Source organism: Kyrpidia tusciae DSM 2912 (assembly GCF_000092905.1).
GTDB classification, from domain to species: Bacteria; Bacillota; Bacilli; order Kyrpidiales; family Kyrpidiaceae; genus Kyrpidia; species Kyrpidia tusciae.
The window spans coordinates 867,258-883,387 of record NC_014098.1; the positions used below are offsets into that span (position 1 = coordinate 867,258).

The following is a 16,130-nucleotide window of genomic DNA, read 5'->3' on the forward strand; positions in this document are numbered from 1 at the left end:
CTTTTAGGGAGTCCTGTACATGAAGAGGATTTTAGAATATCTTGCATACCGAGAGATGCTGAAGAACCTGACACTCCGAGAATTACAGGTGCGTTATAAGGGGTCTGTCTTGGGCTTTCTTTGGACGTTCTTCAATCCATTGTTGCTATTGGTGGTATATAGCATTGTCTTTTCTTTCATTATGAAATCCAGTATCAAACCGTATCCCATGTTTTTGTTTGTCGCTCTCCTTCCTTGGAATTTCATGGCGAATTCGGTGCTGCAAGGTTCATTGAGTTTGGTTCAAAATGCGGGTTTGATTAAAAAGGTGTATTTTCCAAGGGTAGTGTTACCGTTATCCGCGGCCTTGGCAAATTTGATTAACTATATATTAAGCCTTGCCATCCTTATTCCGGCTCTACTTCTGTTTAAGGTTAAATTGTCGTGGGCACTCCTATCTTTTCCGGTTGTGTTATTTGTAGAGACGGTTCTGGTAATTGGGTTGGCTGTTCTGGTCGCTGCTCTCAATGTTTATTTTCGAGACTTGGAGCACATTATCGGTGTACTTATGTCAGTGTGGTTTTTCCTTACGCCTATCATTTATCCGATGGATTTCGTACCAAAGGAAGTTCAGGTATACTTTTCAGTCAATCCTATGACTCCATTGATTGAAGCTTATCGGGACATTTTCTTTTATGGAATGTGGCCTGACTGGCGGGCTCTCGGTTACTGTGCGGTTGGTTTCGTGATTCTTCTGGTTGTAAGTTTTAGTGTTTTTGATCGGCTGCAAAGAAATGTAGCCGAGGAATTATGAGAGTGGAGGTTTCTCACTTGTCCGATGCAGTAGAAGTGCAAAACGTCTGGAAAAAATTCCGCATCTATCATGATAAGGCGTATACGCTCAAAGAACGCTTGATCTTTTGGAACCGGCAAAAGGCCGACGAATTTTGGGCTCTTAAGGGTGTGAATTTGACGATCCATTCCGGAACCACCGTCGGGTTGATCGGCCGGAACGGGTCAGGGAAAAGTACGTTATTAAAGATTATCAGCCGGATTCTCTATCCAACCAGAGGAGAGGTCAAGATCCGTGGCCGCGTGTCAACACTCCTGGAACTGGGAGCCGGTTTTCATCCCGACTTCACAGGGAGAGAAAATATTTTCCTGAACGCGTCGATTCTTGGGTTTACTCGAAAGGAAATTAAAGACAAGCTACAAGATATTATCGCCTTCTCGGAACTGGAGGATTTTATTGACAACCCGGTTCGTAATTACTCATCGGGGATGTACATGCGCCTCGGATTTTCGGTGGCCGTCCATGTGGATCCGGACATTCTCCTTGTTGATGAAGTTTTGGCCGTAGGGGATTTGGCTTTTCAGGAGAAGTGCATAAACCGGATTAAAGAAATGAAGCGCCAGGGAAAAACGATCATCTTTGTCTCGCACTCCCCGGATCAGGTGGAGGATTTGTGTGATGTGGCCGTATGGCTGGACAAGGGCGAGATCAAGATGCAAGGGCGGGCGGACCAAGTGGTAGAGGCCTATGTCCGTTCGGTGTCTTGAATGAATTCATTCATCGTTGTTTGGATATACATCCTCGGCGAAACCTGCGGATGTACAATCGAAGCTCAGGGGGTGAGAGGTCTCACGACCACTAACTGGGTGACTCCGACTCCCAACGGCGGTTTTGTCGCCCCTGGGTAGCTGGCGCTGGCTGTCAAGCGTCTTTGAAAATGTCACCTTAAGTCGTCTATGAATCTGTTATGCAAAGGACAAGCTAGAAATGGTTCCATCTGGATCATTAAGGGGAAGGGCTTCCTGTCGGTCGCCCTTCCCGCTCACCCACAGGATGAGTGGGCGAGGGGCTGTCAAGGACCTTTCGCGGCATATCCTCGCGCCGCTGTCGCGTCGCTGCGGTATTCCACGGTGTCCTTGACAGCCGCGGGGGACGCAGCCGATGCGCGCCATTTGTGCGATTGCGAACGACCCGGCCCGTGTGATAGGATGCGGGCGAGAACCGGTCGTCTCCTGTGTCAACGCCGGTTCTTGGAAATCAGGGACGCCCGTCTCCACGGGTGGTCGGCAGCGGGTCGATGCGGTGGTCGCGGGCCCGCTGTTTGTTTTTGAGCAGTGGGAGAAGCGGCAGGCGGCGAAGGACTGGTGGGGCGAAGGGGGAGGAGAGCCCCTTGATACCAAGCAACAACCTCGCCGTCTAGGGTCTGACGGACCTGGACACGGGTTTTTGGAGGTGGTGCCTTGAAGGAGCGAGGTACGGCCAGGGTGTAGAGCGTGCCTTGGTAAGACAGGGTTTGACCGGCTCCAACGGTGCGATGATCCCGGAAACACAGGACGTAGCGAAGGTCGAGGTGTTGGGGAACCGGGCGATAGGCCGGCTGGGCTTGGTCCGGCAAGACAGCAAACTGAGCATTGTGCCGAGCAATGAGTTCGGGCAGGACGGCGTTGGCCTCCTCCAGAGAACAGACGTTACGCAGGCGTAGCTCGATGACCAAGCGATTTTGAAGGGTCCGCCAGAGCCGTTCCACCCGACCTTTGGCCTGAGGCGTTCGGGCCTTGTAATGGGTGATGCCGAGTTCAGCCAGGGCCTGACCGAACTGGGAGAGGGGCTGCTGCTCACCGGCGAGTTGCTGTTCGATGGTCAAGGGTTCGCGGGGAGAGCGAAAGATGGTGTGCCGGTCCGAGTACAGGGCGACCGGGACGCCGTAGGCGAGAATCCCTTGACGCATGACCTCGAAATAACCGGCAAGGTCTTCGTAGTGACGAAAGGTCGCGGCAACGACCTGACCGGTGGCATCGTCGATGGCGGCCAGCAGATGCAGTTGAGGGCCGCGGTCTTCGAGCCAGTTGAAGGGGGTGGCGTCGATTTGCCAGAGCAGGCCGGCCTGAGGCTTGCGGGGTCTTGGGCGATGGGCCTTGGGGGCACGCCTGCGACAACGGGAAGGAAGACCTGCTTGGATCCGGATGCGGCGAACGGTGGAAGGGCTGACGGCGATCTGTTCATGTTCGCGCAAGAGGTCGGCGAAATGGCAGTCGTTAGCCCCCTGATACCGGGGGCCTTGGTAGAGGTTCAAGATGTGATCCTTGAGCTCCTGGGGCAAGGCATGAGCGGGCTTGCGGCCGCGGTTGCGGTGAATGAGTCCCTCCGTTCCATGTTCAAGATAGCGTTTTTTCAGGCGAAGGACCTGACGGACTGACAGACCCAGAAGATGAGCGGCATCTGTCGTACAGATGTCTTTCTTGACGAGGCGCTCGAGCCCCAAGGCTCTTTTGAGTTCGTTGTTGGTCAATGTAATCGTCTCCTGTGCCATAATGACATTGTCACTGACGAGTTCCAAGATGACAATATCACGGACGAACAGCAGGTAGCTGGCGCTGGCTTGTCCATATTTGTTTTTTGACGTAAAATATGTACGGTCGTTGTGTTGCTAATTGATGGTATGACGAAGGGTGAATGATGGCGGCCAGGGCCCGTCGTTGGATGTACCCTAGGGCTCGGAGGTGCCGATGGTGCGGGTTATGGTGACCGGGGGTGCGGGTTTTATCGGTTCCCATGTGGTGGACCGGTTGTGTGAAGGCGGCTATGAGGTGGCTGTCGTGGATGATTTGAGCACGGGTCGGAAGGAACAGGTTCATCCCTCGGCAGTGTTGTACATCCAATCTGTGGATTCAGAAAGCGTGGCTCACGTCTTTGAAGCTTTCCGTCCGGAGATCGTGATTCACCTGGCAGCCCAAAGCAATGTGCCGCGGTCGATTCAGGACCCTCTTTCGGACACCCGCATCAACGTGTTGGGCACGGTCAATGTGTTGAATCAATGTCGGGATTACGGCGTCCGCAAGGTTATCTATGCTTCGTCGGCCGCCGTGTACGGCCATCCCCAGTACCTGGCCATCGATGAGGAGCACCCTGTCCGACCCGTTTCCTTTTATGGCATCTCAAAATACACCCCGGAACTGTACGTGCGCACGTATGGGGAATTATACGGCTTGGATTATACCATCTTGCGATTCGCCAACGTCTACGGTCCGCGCCAGGATCCCACCGGAGAAGGCGGCGTTGTGTCGATTTTTGTGGACAAGTTGTTGCGGGGAGAACCGGTTATCATCAACGGGGACGGAGAACAGACCCGGGACTTTATTTATGTCGAAGATGTGGCGGCGGCCAACGTCGCGGCCTTGACCCTTGGCTCGGGGGAAGTGTTGAACATCGGAACCGGATGTCCAACTTCGATCAATGAGCTCTGGAACACATTAAGCAGCTTGACCGGCACGGCTGCCCGTGCCATCCATCGGGAAAACAGAGCCAGGGACATTCGCCACAGTTGTCTGGCCAACGCCAAGGCGCGGCGATTGTTGGAATGGGAACCGCGCTTTGCTTTGCGGGATGGGCTTGAGAGAACCTGGCTATACCATGAACGTCTCCGGGGGTCTGCGACAAGACAGTCGGAGGTATACAAACTCCAAAGACCTTAGATCAAGCCCTTTCTGATAACGTATACGCCGGCATGAGGTCGGCTTTTCTTTGCATCTAGAACATTTATGCTTAGTCAAAGGGGGGCGAGAGTCAGGGTGACCAGATGGGTTCGGCAATTCGCTTGGATGGCTTATGATGGGTTCGTGATTGCCTTCACCGTCCTTTTGGCGTACGGTTTACGGTTTGATTTCGTATGGGATAATCCCTATTTGAAATATAGCCCGTTGGCGATCCTTTTATGCCTAGGCGTATTCTGGGGAACCTATTCGTTTGCCCACCTGTATAAAAAAATGTGGCGGTATGCCAGCATTCATGAACTGCTCACATTGGCCGTCGCGACGACCTTAAGCTTGCCGGTCTTATACATTTTTTCGCATGTCGTACATACCATGGCGGGCAGCGTTGTGATTCCGCGGTCCATATTTCTGATTGCATACCCATTCGTTCTCATGGGCGTGGGGGGCGGTCGTCTGTTGCGGCGGATCATCCCGGACGTGGTTCGGGATGCTTCGTCAAATGAGGCCGAGCGAGTGCTGATCGTCGGAGCCGGCCAGGCGGGGGCCATGGTGGCAAAGGAACTGAGGGCCCATCCGGATGGGAAGCGAATCCCCATTGCCTTCGCGGATGACGATCCCCAAAAATTAGGCATGGAAGTTTTGGGGCTTCGTGTTTTGGGCAACCGGCACAGCATCCCGGATTTGGTCCGAGAGTACCGGATTGACGAAATCATCATCGCTATCCCTTCGGCGCCTCGGAGAGAGATTCAAGATATCATTTCCGTGTGCCGGCACTGTGAGGCGAAATTGCGAATCCTGCCGGATCTCAAGGACATCTTGTCGGGCAATTCCGTGATCCGAATGATTCGGGACGTTAATCTCGAAGACCTGTTACGGCGGGAGCCCGTGGATCTGGACCTTGAGAGCATCGCACGTTCGCTGGCCGGGAAGCGGGTGTTGGTGACGGGTGCCGGGGGATCCATCGGGTCGGAACTGTGTCGACAGTTGTCCGGTTTTAAGCCCGAAAGGCTGATCCTTTTGGGTCACGGCGAGCACAGCATTTTCACGATTTACCGGGAACTCATCACTTCCTTTCCCGATGTCGCAGTCGAGCCTTGTATTGCCGACGTCCAGGATCGACAGCGGATCATCCAGGTGATGCAAAACTATCAACCCCATGTTGTTTTTCATGCGGCGGCGCATAAACATGTTCCACTGCTAGAGAGCAACCCATCGGAAGCCGTTAAAAATAACATCCTCGGGACCATCAATGTGGCAGACGCCGCTCATCTTTGCGGAGTGGAACGGTTTGTGATGATTTCTACAGACAAAGCGGTCAACCCAACGAATGTTCTCGGGGCGACGAAGCGGGCGGCAGAAATGTACGTACAGGCGATGAATGATCAGAGTGACACCGTTTTTACTTCGGTTCGTTTCGGGAATGTTCTTGGGAGTCGTGGAAGTGTTGTGGAGATTTTCCAAGAACAAATTCAACGCGGCGGACCTGTGACAGTGACTCATCCGCAGATGACCCGGTACTTTATGACGCTCAACGAAGCGGCGCAACTGGTGATTCAGGCCGGAGTCGCGGCTCAAGGCGGGGAGGTTTTTCTTCTCGATATGGGTAAGCCGGTCCGAATTGTTGAATTGGCCGAGGATTTGATTCGTTTATCGGGCTATGAGCCCGGTACGGACATCCCGATCACCTTCATCGGGATTCGACCCGGGGAAAAATTGCACGAAGAAATGTTGACCGCTGAGGAAGGGGCTCACGTGACCAAATACGATCGGATTTATGTTGGCGAATGTGGGACGGATGTTTCTTTGACCAAGATTTTGAACGACATTGAGGGGTTGAAACAGATCCTCGAGGACGGAGAAGACCTGGAGACACAAAGCGTCAAGATCAAGCTGGCGCTCCAGCGCTTGGTCCCGAACTATCAGATTTACTTCGGAGAGCAAGAGGCACGGGCGGTTGAAACCATTCCTCAAGTACGGTGAGGGATATGCGGCTACTGGAAGTCACCACAGTTGCTCAAACGTTGCGGTCGTTCTTGCTTCCACACTGCACTCATCTGCAGTCGCTGGGATGGAAAGTGGACGCCCTGGCCGCGGGGGTCAGCCGTGATCCGCAATGTGTGGCAACGTTCGATCGAGTTTTTGATGCCGGTTGGTCGAGAACGCCGAACCCCATCCTTCTTCGCGAATCTTCGCGCGTCCGGGATCTGGTGGAAACGGGACAATACGACATTGTTCACGTTCATACGCCGATTGCCGGGTTTCTTACGCGCTTCGCGTTACGTTCAATACGGGCACGGAGTCATGTGCGGGTTGTTTATACGGCTCATGGTTTTCATTTTCACAGCGGACGAAGCAAGTTCGGTAATCTCCCGTTCGAGGCACTTGAACGAGTCGCCGGTCGTTGGACCGATATGCTCATCACCATCAACCGCGATGATTTTGAAGCCGCTCGATTTTTAAATTTGGTGCCTGAACAACGTCTCCGGTATGTTCCGGGTGTGGGCATCGATTTGCAAGCCTATAATCCGCAGGCAATATCTCCAGAGGAGATTTTAATGGTTCGAAATGAATTGCGGCTGACTCCGGCCGATTATCTTTTTACCGTCATCGCTGAATTTACCCCGAATAAGCGTCATCGAGACATCATACGGGCGCTGAGATTGCTGGGCAACGCTCACGTTCATGTTGCGTTGGCCGGGGAAGGTCGGACGAGGGCGGATGTGGAGCAATTGGCACAAGATCTGAAAGTCAACAAGCAGGTCCATTTTCTCGGCTACCGAACGGATATCCCACGCCTGATGAGCGCCTCCAATGCTGTGCTTTTGGTTTCGACCAGAGAAGGCTTGCCGCGGACAGTGATGGAGGCCATGGCAATGGGGAGACCTGTAATAGGCAGTAATGTTCGTGGTACCCGAGATCTGTTGTCCGATGGAGCGGGCCTTTTGGTCCCGGTGGGCGACGTGGAGGCGATTGCCAATGCCATGAGGTGGATTCTCGACCATCCTTCGGATGCGGAGAAGATGGGGAACCGTGGGCGGCAGGAGGTCCGGAAGTATCGTCTCGATCTTGTACTCAGTGCTCAAGATCAGATCTATAGTGATGTATTGGGTATGCCTGCTCGCGGCTGAGAAACATACGACTCCTCTATCGGGCTCTTCAATCGCGAAACCTGTGGTCAGATTCTTGGTGGTCGTATGACTGTGGAGAGCATCGGGGTGGTGAATGGCAGTTGTTAAAACGACTGTTTGACATTGTGGTAAGCAGTTTCGCACTTGTTATTCTAAGTCCTCTTTTACTTGGGATTGCAGTCGCGATTCGAATCGATTCACCGGGTCCGGCATTGTTTCGACAGGTCCGCGCCGGGAAAGATGGGGTACCCTTTGTGATCTTCAAGTATCGGACGATGGTCACCGGAGCCGAGTCGCTAGGCGATGGAGTGTACACGGGTCAGTCAGACCCGCGGATCACACGGGTGGGAGCCCTGTTGCGAAGATACAGCTTAGATGAGTTGCCGCAACTCATCAACATTCTAAGGGGGGATATGAGCGTTGTGGGTCCCCGCCCGACACTGATGGAACAGGTTGAACGTTACACGGCGGACCAGCGGGAGCGTCTGCGGGTCCGACCGGGTATAACCGGCTGGGCCCAGATCAACGGGCGCAACGAAATCACATGGGATGAGAGGATCGAACTGGACCGGTGGTATGTTCACAACTGGAGCTTTTGGCTTGACCTGAAAATCCTCTTTCGGACGATTGGAGTGGTCGTGCGGGGGAATGGCGTGTACGCCGACAAGGAAAAATTCGTGCTGGGCGGGGAAAGTGTGGTGGAGAGGCGTGAACATCGGGGAAGTTGAAGGTGCGGAAGAAAAAGGGATCCGACCGCTCGTTATTGTGGGGGCAGGAGGCATGGGGCGTGAAACCGCATGGCTTGTGGAGCGAATCAACGCCAGGAAGCCTACGTGGAACATTCTCGGGTTTGTGGATGATCGTCGGCCCGACGAATCGCTGCTCCTTGGGTATCCATACCTGGGCCCGGTCAGGTCTTCGCTGAACAAGATCATCCACGAAGGAATTCGTCCGGCAGTTTCGGTGGCGATCGGTGACTCCAAGGCGAGGTTCGGCGTTGTCTCTGGTCTGTTTAACATGGGGATTCGGTCATTTCCTGCGCTCATCGACCCCGATATCGATGTTCATCGTTCGGTAAACATCGGGGAAGGGAGCATTATCTGCCCCGGGGTGATCCTCACAGTAAACGTGGTCATTGGGAAATTTGTGATCGTCAATGTGGCATCGTCGATCAGCCATGAAAGTAAGCTGGGCGATTTTAGTTCCGTAATGACCGGGGTGCGCATCTCGGGGAACTGTCGGATTGGACATGGAGCATACATCGGATCGGGTGCCGTTGTTTTGCAGGGGCGTGCCGTGGGGGAGGCCGCAGTGGTGGGTGCCGGGGCAGTGGTCACGCGGGATGTTGAACCGCGTGTGGTCAGTGTCGGCATACCCGCCCGTATTCAGAGGTGGATCGAGGTGAAACCGGATGATCGCTAGGAAAACCGTCCCGTTGGCACGTCCGGACGTTGGAGAAGAAGAGATTGATGCTGTTGTGTCCGTGCTGCGAACACCCATTCTCAGCATTGGCCCGAAGATCGAGGAATTTGAGGAGCGTTGTGCGGCCGTTGCGGGCAGGCGCTACGGGGTTGCGGTAAACAGCGGCACCAGCGCGTTGCACCTCATTGTACGGGGGCTTGGCATCGGCCAAGGGGACGAGGTCATCACCACGCCGTTCAGTTTCGTGGCGAGCAGCAATGTCCTGCTTTACGAACGGGCGAAACCCGTGTTTGTCGATATCGATCCCCTCACCTACAATATCGATATTGACTGGATTGAGGCGGCGATCACAAGCCGGACGAAAGCGATTCTGGTCGTGGATGTGTTCGGTCAGGCGGTGAACATGCTTCGGCTTGCAGAGATCGCGAAGCGGTATGATTTGCTCTTGATCGAGGACTCTTGTGAAGCGATCGGGGGAGCGTATGATGGCGTACCCTGCGGTCATCTTGGGGATGCCGGCGCTTTCGCATTTTACCCAAACAAACAGATCACGACGGGTGAAGGCGGGGTATTGGTGACCGATAGTGCAGACCTCTATCGTATGGCTCGAAGTCTGCGAAATCAAGGCCGTGGAGAGGCCAGTGAGTGGTTGGCGCACGATCGGTTGGGTTACAACTATCGCTTGAGTGAGATCAATGCCGTACTGGGAGTCGAGCAGATCAAGCGACTGGACGAGATTCTTGCCAAGCGGAGCGAAGTTGCTCGGAAGTACACGGAGCGGCTTCAGGATATTCCGCTGGTTACGCCTCCTCGTATCGATCCCCGCGTGCGCATGAGTTGGTTCGTGTATGTGGTCCGCGTCGATGAAACTGTGGATCGAGACAAGCTGATGGTCTTCCTCCGGGAACGGGGGGTCGGCTGCCGTCCGTATTTTTCACCCATTCATCTTCAGCCGTTTTACCGGCAGATGTTTGGCTATCGGGAGGGTGATTTCCCCATTACGGAGGACGTGGCCAAGAGCACCATAGCACTCCCGTTCTTTAATCGCATAACTGATGAAGAGATCGATTACGTGTGTGAAATGCTTCGCGAAGGCATTGTGGCCTGTCGGAAATAAGTAAGTTAGAACGAATTAGATGGAAAGGGGCACAGGAGTAACATGAATGAGCCATCCGCCCCTCCTTTGGTCGAATGTGAGATGGTCAAGAATCACACCACCAAGAGGGATGCGCAATGGCTCAATATCGGGAGCATGTGTCCAATCTGCGAGGGTTAATCTGCGAACTATGAAGCCCCTTCTTGATACGCACGTTTTCCTGTGGTGGATCACCGGTGATGGGCGGATGTGTGTTGCTACCGCTATTCCATAATGGCCGAATGCTGACGGGATTGTCGGTCCAGAAATTGACGCCAACCACAATCACCTGTGATCATTGTATCAGATTTTGAGCTCGTTGAAACAGGTGTAGACGAGGTTTTTTGTTCGGAGTGCAGAATCGGTCCCCTGCCCGTGTTGTGAGGGGGCGCTTGGCGTGATTGGCAGTCGGCGTCGTGGATGTGTCCGGTCCTCAGGAGAGAAGATCCAGCTCATCATTCGCAGGCTTCGTTGTGGGCGTTGCAGGCGGATCCATCACGAGCTGCCGGACATCCTGGTGCCTTACAAACGGCATGAGGCCCTCAGCATCGAGGCCGCGGTGAGTGAACCGCCTGCGGAGCGTGTCGGGGTCGAGGAGTCCACACTGCGCCGCTGGCGGCACCGGTTCGCCATTTGGGCGCCTTACGCAGTCGGCTGCCTGAACGCCTTGGCACAATCGGTTCACGACGCTCTCCCTAACCCTGCCAGTTGGTTTAATCTAAAATCCCTTTTTCCTTCAGTATCGCTATGTAGTGGTCATATGTTAACGGACATTGAATGAGATTATTAAAATCTTTGCGACTTAAATGCAATTGCTGCGCCATCCGGTTGAGTATAGCATCTCCAACCTCTTTGATACCTAGACTTAACTTTGTGCGAATGCTTGTCTTCTTTCCTTGAAAGTAAAATATAAAGTATTCATGATCTGTATACTTCCGATGAAACCCTTTTTTTTCTAACGAACTTCTGATGTCTTTCGCCTTAAAAATCATATGTTTCATCCTCTCTCGTTACGAGCGATCGCAAGGCATCTTTTAATTTTTTAGCGTCAGGGGTAAGCTCTTGATCGTCTGCTTCTGCATATTCATGCCATAAAAATTCAAAATATCGCTGAAAATCTTGAACAGCTTGTTCACGTGTAGGTCCGTAGCCTAGGATGTTGAACCTTTCATTTTCAATGAAAAAAAGGCCATCTTCGTATGATAAAACAGCATGCAAATGTTCCTTTAAGATGAACACACGATCCTTACCCAGAATCTGATCGAAGGACAATGGATCAAGATCAATTATTTTTACATCATACACTCGATTGATGGATTGTAGCTGACCGCGGCCGTCTCTTTGCGCCGTTCCCCGTATTTCGATTAACTGATCGATCGCTTGAAACAATGCGGCATCAAGATCTTGCTCGAAATAACATTTTATTCTTCTTCCCCCTGACAAACTGATGTGAAACCATCGTGTAGGTTCAACTTGAATCTCAACCACTCGCCCCACCAACGTAACTTGACTTTCTTCCACAGATTCCAGTAACAATTCATCAATATCACCAAAAAAATCAGGTGTAAGGGCAGCTTTTTTTTCATCATCAAAGCTTATATACACCGAATAACCAGCGCTTTTTTCAGGTATCATATTGCGAATAAACCTGAGTGTGCGATTACGCGTTAAGACATCCGGAATGAGCGAACGGACTTCATGACCTTTTCCGTCGTTAAAATTGATCATAATCGCGGATAATGTTTCAAGACTTTTCTCACCGAGGTCTTTTTCATCGTTAAATAAACTTAACTGTTCCGTTTTTTCGTTTAACTCCAGATCTGCCACAAAACTCCCCTGGTTAGTCCCAGTAAGCTGAAGTGTACATGCATCTTTTACGCGCTGCGGAATTCGACCACGCGATCCAATAACACCTTTTTCCAAATGAAATCGACCCAGTTGGTACACGGCATCTTGGAGGTTTTTTAAGGTCTGAATGAGTACGTCAACAGTGATTTTCCCCCGTTGAACGGCCGGGCCATCAAATCTCAGTTGTATATGACGTTTTTGTTCCGTCATTTCTGTCCACCCACTTTACCCTTAAGGGCCTTACGACTTTGTATATTATAACCGTTGATGTTACAAAACGTCAAAAAACCTGGAGCATCATTAGTGCTGACGCATGAATTGGTCCGTTAAAACGCCATGCAAAGGTCGATACACCAGGAAGGAGCGGGTGGTTCTGCTATTTGCCCCTGAGCCGGTGACAGGCGGCACAGGTCACCCACACTGTTCCCGCTGGCTGAATCCACAGACGTGTGGATTCAACCTCAAGAGCGAACGGGTGTGGGTGTCGTTGTTAAGAGGGCGGCTGACGGGAGGCGAAGGTGGGTGGCGACGCAGCCGAAGCGTTGTTCGCGCGCTGAAGATTGAACGTGGGAAAGGGTTTTGGAGGCATACTAGGGGATGAAGATCATATCGCGCGCCGGAGCCCGGCCGGATGGAGGCTGACGGCACGGCGTCCCCGGAGGAGAGACGATGCAGCCGTTCATTCCGGATCGCGCCTTTTTCGAACCCCGGGCGTTGGACTACCCGATCGGCCGGGACATTTACCGCCGTCTTCAGGATCTCGGCGTCGAGATTCGTTACACGACGTCCCACAACCGGGTGACCGGCATACCCGGCGACGATGACCTGCAGCGGTATCGAAACGCAAAACGAACCCTGGTGGTCGGGGTTCGTCGGAGCCTGGAATTCGACACCTCCAGGCCGTCGGCGGAATACGCCATTCCCATCGCGACCGGGTGCATCGGCCACTGCCACTATTGTTACTTGCAGACCACTCTGGGCGCCAAGCCCTACGTGCGGGTGTATGTCAACATTCCGGAAATCCTTGAACGGGCGCATCGCTATATCGACGAGCGCAGACCCCGGATCACTCGTTTTGAAGCGGCCTGCACCTCCGATCCCCTGAGTCTGGAGCACCTTACGGGAAATCTGCGCCGGCTGATCGAATTCATGGGACAAGAGGAATACGGGCGACTGCGGTTTGTGACCAAGTACGACCTCGTGGACAGTCTGCTGGACGCCCGTCATAACGGTCACACCCGGATCCGCTTTTCCGTGAACAGCGACTATGTGGTGCGGAATTTTGAAGCGAACACCGCTTCTCTCGAGGAGCGCCTGGCGGCGGCGCGCAGGGTGGCGGAGGCCGGCTATCCCCTCGGCTTCATTATCGCGCCCATCTATCTGTACGAGGGATGGCGGGAGGAGTATGAAGAGCTGGTGAGGCGGGTGAGCCGAGCCATGCCCTCGAACCGTCGCCAAGGTGTGACCTTTGAACTGATTCAACACCGTTTCACCCGCCCTGCAAAACGGGTCATTGAAAAACGATATCCCAAGACCAAGCTTGATCTGGACGAGTCAAGGCGCAAATATAAATGGGGCCGCTACGGAATCGGCAAATTGTTCGCGAGGACCTGGAGGGCAATCGGGAGTTGCCCAGGCCCGTGGCGAATTTTTGGTCCATCGCCCTTTGGGGCAAGCCGCTTCCCCCGCTCCAAAAGGGGGAGCGGGGGAAACCCACTCGAAAAATTCCGAGGGTGTAGGCTTGTGTTTTTGGATCAAATCGACCCCTTCAGACCGCCGAGTCCAGTTCTCGCGCCGCTTCTCCATCCCGCTCCCATACCCGCCCGTTGCGGGATGGAGGGACCGGTCCGTTTGACCAATCCGAAAGGTTATACCTAGCGAGTGGTGAAAAGCACCGGCTTTCCGGTGAAGGCGTCGATGTACTGGATCGGGTGATTCGGATCGAACTCATACACCAACTGGCCTTGCGGGGCCGCCTGATTGCCGAATACCGGCCATGTGTACACCAGCCGGATGGGCTGCGCCTGGAGAAAAGCCGCTTTGGCCTGCTCCGGAGTGATGGTATCCCGATCATCGGGCAGCGCCGGGGATGCTGCGGGTGGCAGTATGAATCCCACGATCCGCCCCGTGGTTGCATCCACCTGCACATTGTAGATGCGATCCAGGACGGGCACGCCCTGAACCAATGGACGAAAGGTGTACGTGTACACCGGCAGCGGCTCCGGCATGAAGTTGGGCTCCTTGGCCGGATCGAACCAGTCCGGAGGGCTCGGCAGCGGCTTGGAACTGTCTAGTTCCCAAAGGAGTTGAACGGCTTGGCTGCCCTTGGGCAAAATCTGCTGCAGGAACGAGAGGGCCTTCGCCTCTCCTTGTTCCATGGACAGAACCGCCGGTTTGCCTTGAAGCATTCGGGTATCCACGTTCAGGTCCAACCACTGGCCGGTGTCGGCGTCAAACACCGCGTTGATGTGGCTCGGCTGTGCCGCGGGGTAAACCGCCGAGCCCTGCGGAGCCGGGGGACCCGCTGGCGGGCGGAGCGTCCAAGTCAACACCCGGGGATGAAAACCGCTCAACGTGTCCGGAGGCGGTGTCTGCTCCTGCAAGGTCATTCCGGAAAGATCCATATGTAGGAAATCCGCCACCAAGCGTGCGGCCGCGTCTTTGTCCTTGGCCTGGAGGGCCTGCCCCTGACCGGTGATGGAAAGGGACTTATCCATTTCCAGATTCGGCGGGATCGAAAATCCTCCGGTAAACGGTTTACCCGAAAGGGCGTCGATGCTCCCCTGCTGCACGGGAAAATAGCCGAGGACCGGCCGGTCTCCCTTTTGGAGCTGCCCGGATGCATCCAAATGGAACGGCGTCGTGAGATACATTTTTTCCAATTGGAGATGGGCTGCGAGCCGTTTTTGCGCCTCGGCCGATGAGATGGCTCCGGAGGGTTCGGGGAGTTTGGAGCTGTCAAATGGATGCATGATCTGCATCCCGACGACATGACCGAATTGATCCACCCGGATGTCCACGGAATTCTGGGGGAAAGGAATGCCGTGCACTTTCTCGCTGAAGGTGACGACGGCAAATCGCCACTGTAAGGTTTTTGTTCCCGGTGTGGCGGTTTGGGTGATTCCGCCGCCGCCGATTCGCTCCAGCCCCTGATCGCGGAAGGGAGAAGCGATCTTTTGTAAGAAAGCGGTGGCGGCTTGAAGGGCCAGTTGGTTATCCGGCTGACGGTCGCCGGTCCACGCGGGGTTCATCCGTGAGAATTCCAGGATGGCGCCGGTTATGGCATCAACCCTCGCATGGAGCGTGTCCGGCGGCCCCGATGGCGTGCCTTTGGATTTGGAAGGATTTGTGGTAAAAAAAGTAAGTTCCCATGTCGGTTTTGATCCTACATCATCGAGGATGCCGGCCCGGGGATCCCCCGGGAGATAGTGCGCGGTCACATAGGGGAGTTCTGCCAGTCCGTCAAACAGGGCGCGAACTTTGGCCTCCGCCTCTTTCTCGCTGATGGCGTTCGGCGGCGGGGTGGGCGCCTGTGCCGGCGGCATGGTTGGAGGGACCGCTGAGGGGGCGGGCGGGTTCCCCGTTTGCCCGGCGGCGGTGGGCGCGACGGTGTCCGGCGTGGTGGCAGAGTCGGGCGCCGCGGCGGGGCCGGGCGTCATAGCCAGGCCGGGAGTCCCGGCGGGGACGGACGTCGAAGTAGAGCCGGACACTGCGGCGAGGCCGGGCGGCTCACCCGGGGCGGCGTGCACGGGGCCGCTCGGGACGGGATGCCCGGTGGAGAGAACGGCCAGGGTTGCTGCCGAGACGGCGACCTTATAAAACCGTTTCACCAGATTTCTCCTCCCAAATTAGGAATGATAGGAATGGTTCAAAACATATCCGGTTACATTGTACGGTTGGATATAGTTTCCGGTCAACGTGGGGTGCAGGAAGCCTCAGCGTGGCGGGCGGAGGTGGATGCGTTGATTCAGCGCGTTCGGAGCAAGATTGCGGGGTACCGTGATGTGTTGAGGACGATTCATGAGCATCATGAACACATGCGGTTAACCTCAAATTTGACAGGCTGGCACTCTCCAGCAGACAGATGTGAATTGACTTAGTCCAAGACTTAGTTC

11 protein-coding genes and 2 pseudogenes are annotated in these 16,130 nt (G+C 54.4%); 10 read left to right on the forward strand and 3 right to left on the reverse strand.

Going from position 1 to position 16,130, the window contains the following annotated elements; genetic code table 11:
- Nucleotides 1–19: 19 nt before the first annotated feature.
- On the forward strand, nucleotides 20–793 hold the full coding sequence (locus BTUS_RS04400; RefSeq protein ID WP_013074912.1) for an ABC transporter permease: 774 nt from the start codon (nucleotides 20–22) through the stop codon (nucleotides 791–793).
- A gap of 17 nt (nucleotides 794–810) precedes the next feature.
- Entirely contained in the window at nucleotides 811–1,539 is a 729-nt protein-coding gene (locus BTUS_RS04405) for an ABC transporter ATP-binding protein (RefSeq protein ID WP_013074913.1), read from the forward strand.
- A 470-nt stretch (nucleotides 1,540–2,009) separates the two neighbouring features.
- Here BTUS_RS04405 and BTUS_RS17345 read toward each other — a convergent pair whose 3' ends face one another.
- Nucleotides 2,010–3,281: an ISNCY family transposase gene (locus BTUS_RS17345; RefSeq protein ID WP_013074914.1), complete on the reverse strand. Its 1,272-nt coding sequence runs from the start codon at nucleotides 3,279–3,281 to the stop codon at nucleotides 2,010–2,012.
- A 217-nt stretch (nucleotides 3,282–3,498) separates the two neighbouring features.
- On the opposite strand from BTUS_RS17345, the gene BTUS_RS04430 reads away from it, so the two are divergent.
- The 7 genes and pseudogenes from BTUS_RS04430 to BTUS_RS17865 all read left to right on the forward strand — a co-directional run.
- A complete protein-coding gene (locus tag BTUS_RS04430; protein ID WP_013074915.1) occupies nucleotides 3,499–4,464 on the forward strand; it encodes an SDR family oxidoreductase in 966 nt (321 codons plus the stop codon).
- Nucleotides 4,465–4,560: 96 nt separating this feature from the next.
- Nucleotides 4,561–6,462, forward strand: a complete 1,902-nt coding sequence (locus BTUS_RS04435; RefSeq protein ID WP_013074916.1) for a nucleoside-diphosphate sugar epimerase/dehydratase — start codon at nucleotides 4,561–4,563, stop codon at nucleotides 6,460–6,462.
- A gap of 5 nt (nucleotides 6,463–6,467) precedes the next feature.
- Nucleotides 6,468–7,610, forward strand: coding sequence for a glycosyltransferase family 4 protein (locus BTUS_RS04440; protein ID WP_041303719.1), 1,143 nt, complete (start codon nucleotides 6,468–6,470; stop codon nucleotides 7,608–7,610).
- Between the two features lie 101 nt (nucleotides 7,611–7,711).
- On the forward strand, nucleotides 7,712–8,338 hold the full coding sequence (locus tag BTUS_RS04445; RefSeq protein WP_013074918.1) for a sugar transferase: 627 nt from the start codon (nucleotides 7,712–7,714) through the stop codon (nucleotides 8,336–8,338).
- Complete coding sequence (locus BTUS_RS04450) at nucleotides 8,259–9,032, forward strand: NeuD/PglB/VioB family sugar acetyltransferase (RefSeq protein ID WP_083780027.1); 774 nt, start codon at nucleotides 8,259–8,261, stop codon at nucleotides 9,030–9,032. Before BTUS_RS04445 ends, BTUS_RS04450 begins: the two co-directional genes overlap by 80 nt.
- A complete protein-coding gene (locus tag BTUS_RS04455) occupies nucleotides 9,022–10,149 on the forward strand; it encodes a DegT/DnrJ/EryC1/StrS family aminotransferase (protein WP_013074920.1) in 1,128 nt (375 codons plus the stop codon). Before BTUS_RS04450 ends, BTUS_RS04455 begins: the two co-directional genes overlap by 11 nt.
- Nucleotides 10,150–10,549: 400 nt before the next feature.
- A pseudogene (locus BTUS_RS17865) lies at nucleotides 10,550–10,948 on the forward strand (DUF6431 domain-containing protein); the annotation flags it as partial.
- A gap of 200 nt (nucleotides 10,949–11,148) precedes the next feature.
- Here the strand turns inward: BTUS_RS17865 and BTUS_RS04470 are convergent.
- Complete coding sequence (locus tag BTUS_RS04470; RefSeq protein ID WP_013074924.1) at nucleotides 11,149–12,225, reverse strand: hypothetical protein; 1,077 nt, start codon at nucleotides 12,223–12,225, stop codon at nucleotides 11,149–11,151.
- Nucleotides 12,226–12,684: 459 nt separating this feature from the next.
- On the opposite strand from BTUS_RS04470, the pseudogene splB reads away from it, so the two are divergent.
- Nucleotides 12,685–13,611 (forward strand): annotated as a pseudogene (gene splB / locus BTUS_RS04475) (spore photoproduct lyase); the annotation flags it as partial.
- A 278-nt stretch (nucleotides 13,612–13,889) separates the two neighbouring features.
- On the opposite strand, the gene BTUS_RS04480 reads toward splB, so the two are convergent.
- Nucleotides 13,890–15,845 (reverse strand): YcdB/YcdC domain-containing protein, encoded by a 1,956-nt coding sequence (locus BTUS_RS04480; RefSeq protein ID WP_013074926.1) that lies wholly within the window; start codon nucleotides 15,843–15,845, stop codon nucleotides 13,890–13,892.
- Between the last annotated feature and the right edge of the window lie 285 nt (nucleotides 15,846–16,130).

Coding starts and splice junctions, on each gene's coding strand:
- BTUS_RS04400 (WP_013074912.1), top strand. CDS start 20: ATGAAGAGGATTTTAGAATATCTTGCATACCGAGAGATGCTGAAGAAC.
- BTUS_RS04430 (WP_013074915.1), top strand. CDS start 3,499: ATGGTGCGGGTTATGGTGACCGGGGGTGCGGGTTTTATCGGTTCCCAT.
- BTUS_RS04440 (WP_041303719.1), top strand. CDS start 6,468: ATGCGGCTACTGGAAGTCACCACAGTTGCTCAAACGTTGCGGTCGTTC.
- BTUS_RS04450 (WP_083780027.1), top strand. CDS start 8,259: ATGGCGTGTACGCCGACAAGGAAAAATTCGTGCTGGGCGGGGAAAGTG.
- BTUS_RS04455 (WP_013074920.1), top strand. CDS start 9,022: ATGATCGCTAGGAAAACCGTCCCGTTGGCACGTCCGGACGTTGGAGAA.
- BTUS_RS04470 (WP_013074924.1), bottom strand. CDS start 12,225: ATGACGGAACAAAAACGTCATATACAACTGAGATTTGATGGCCCGGCC.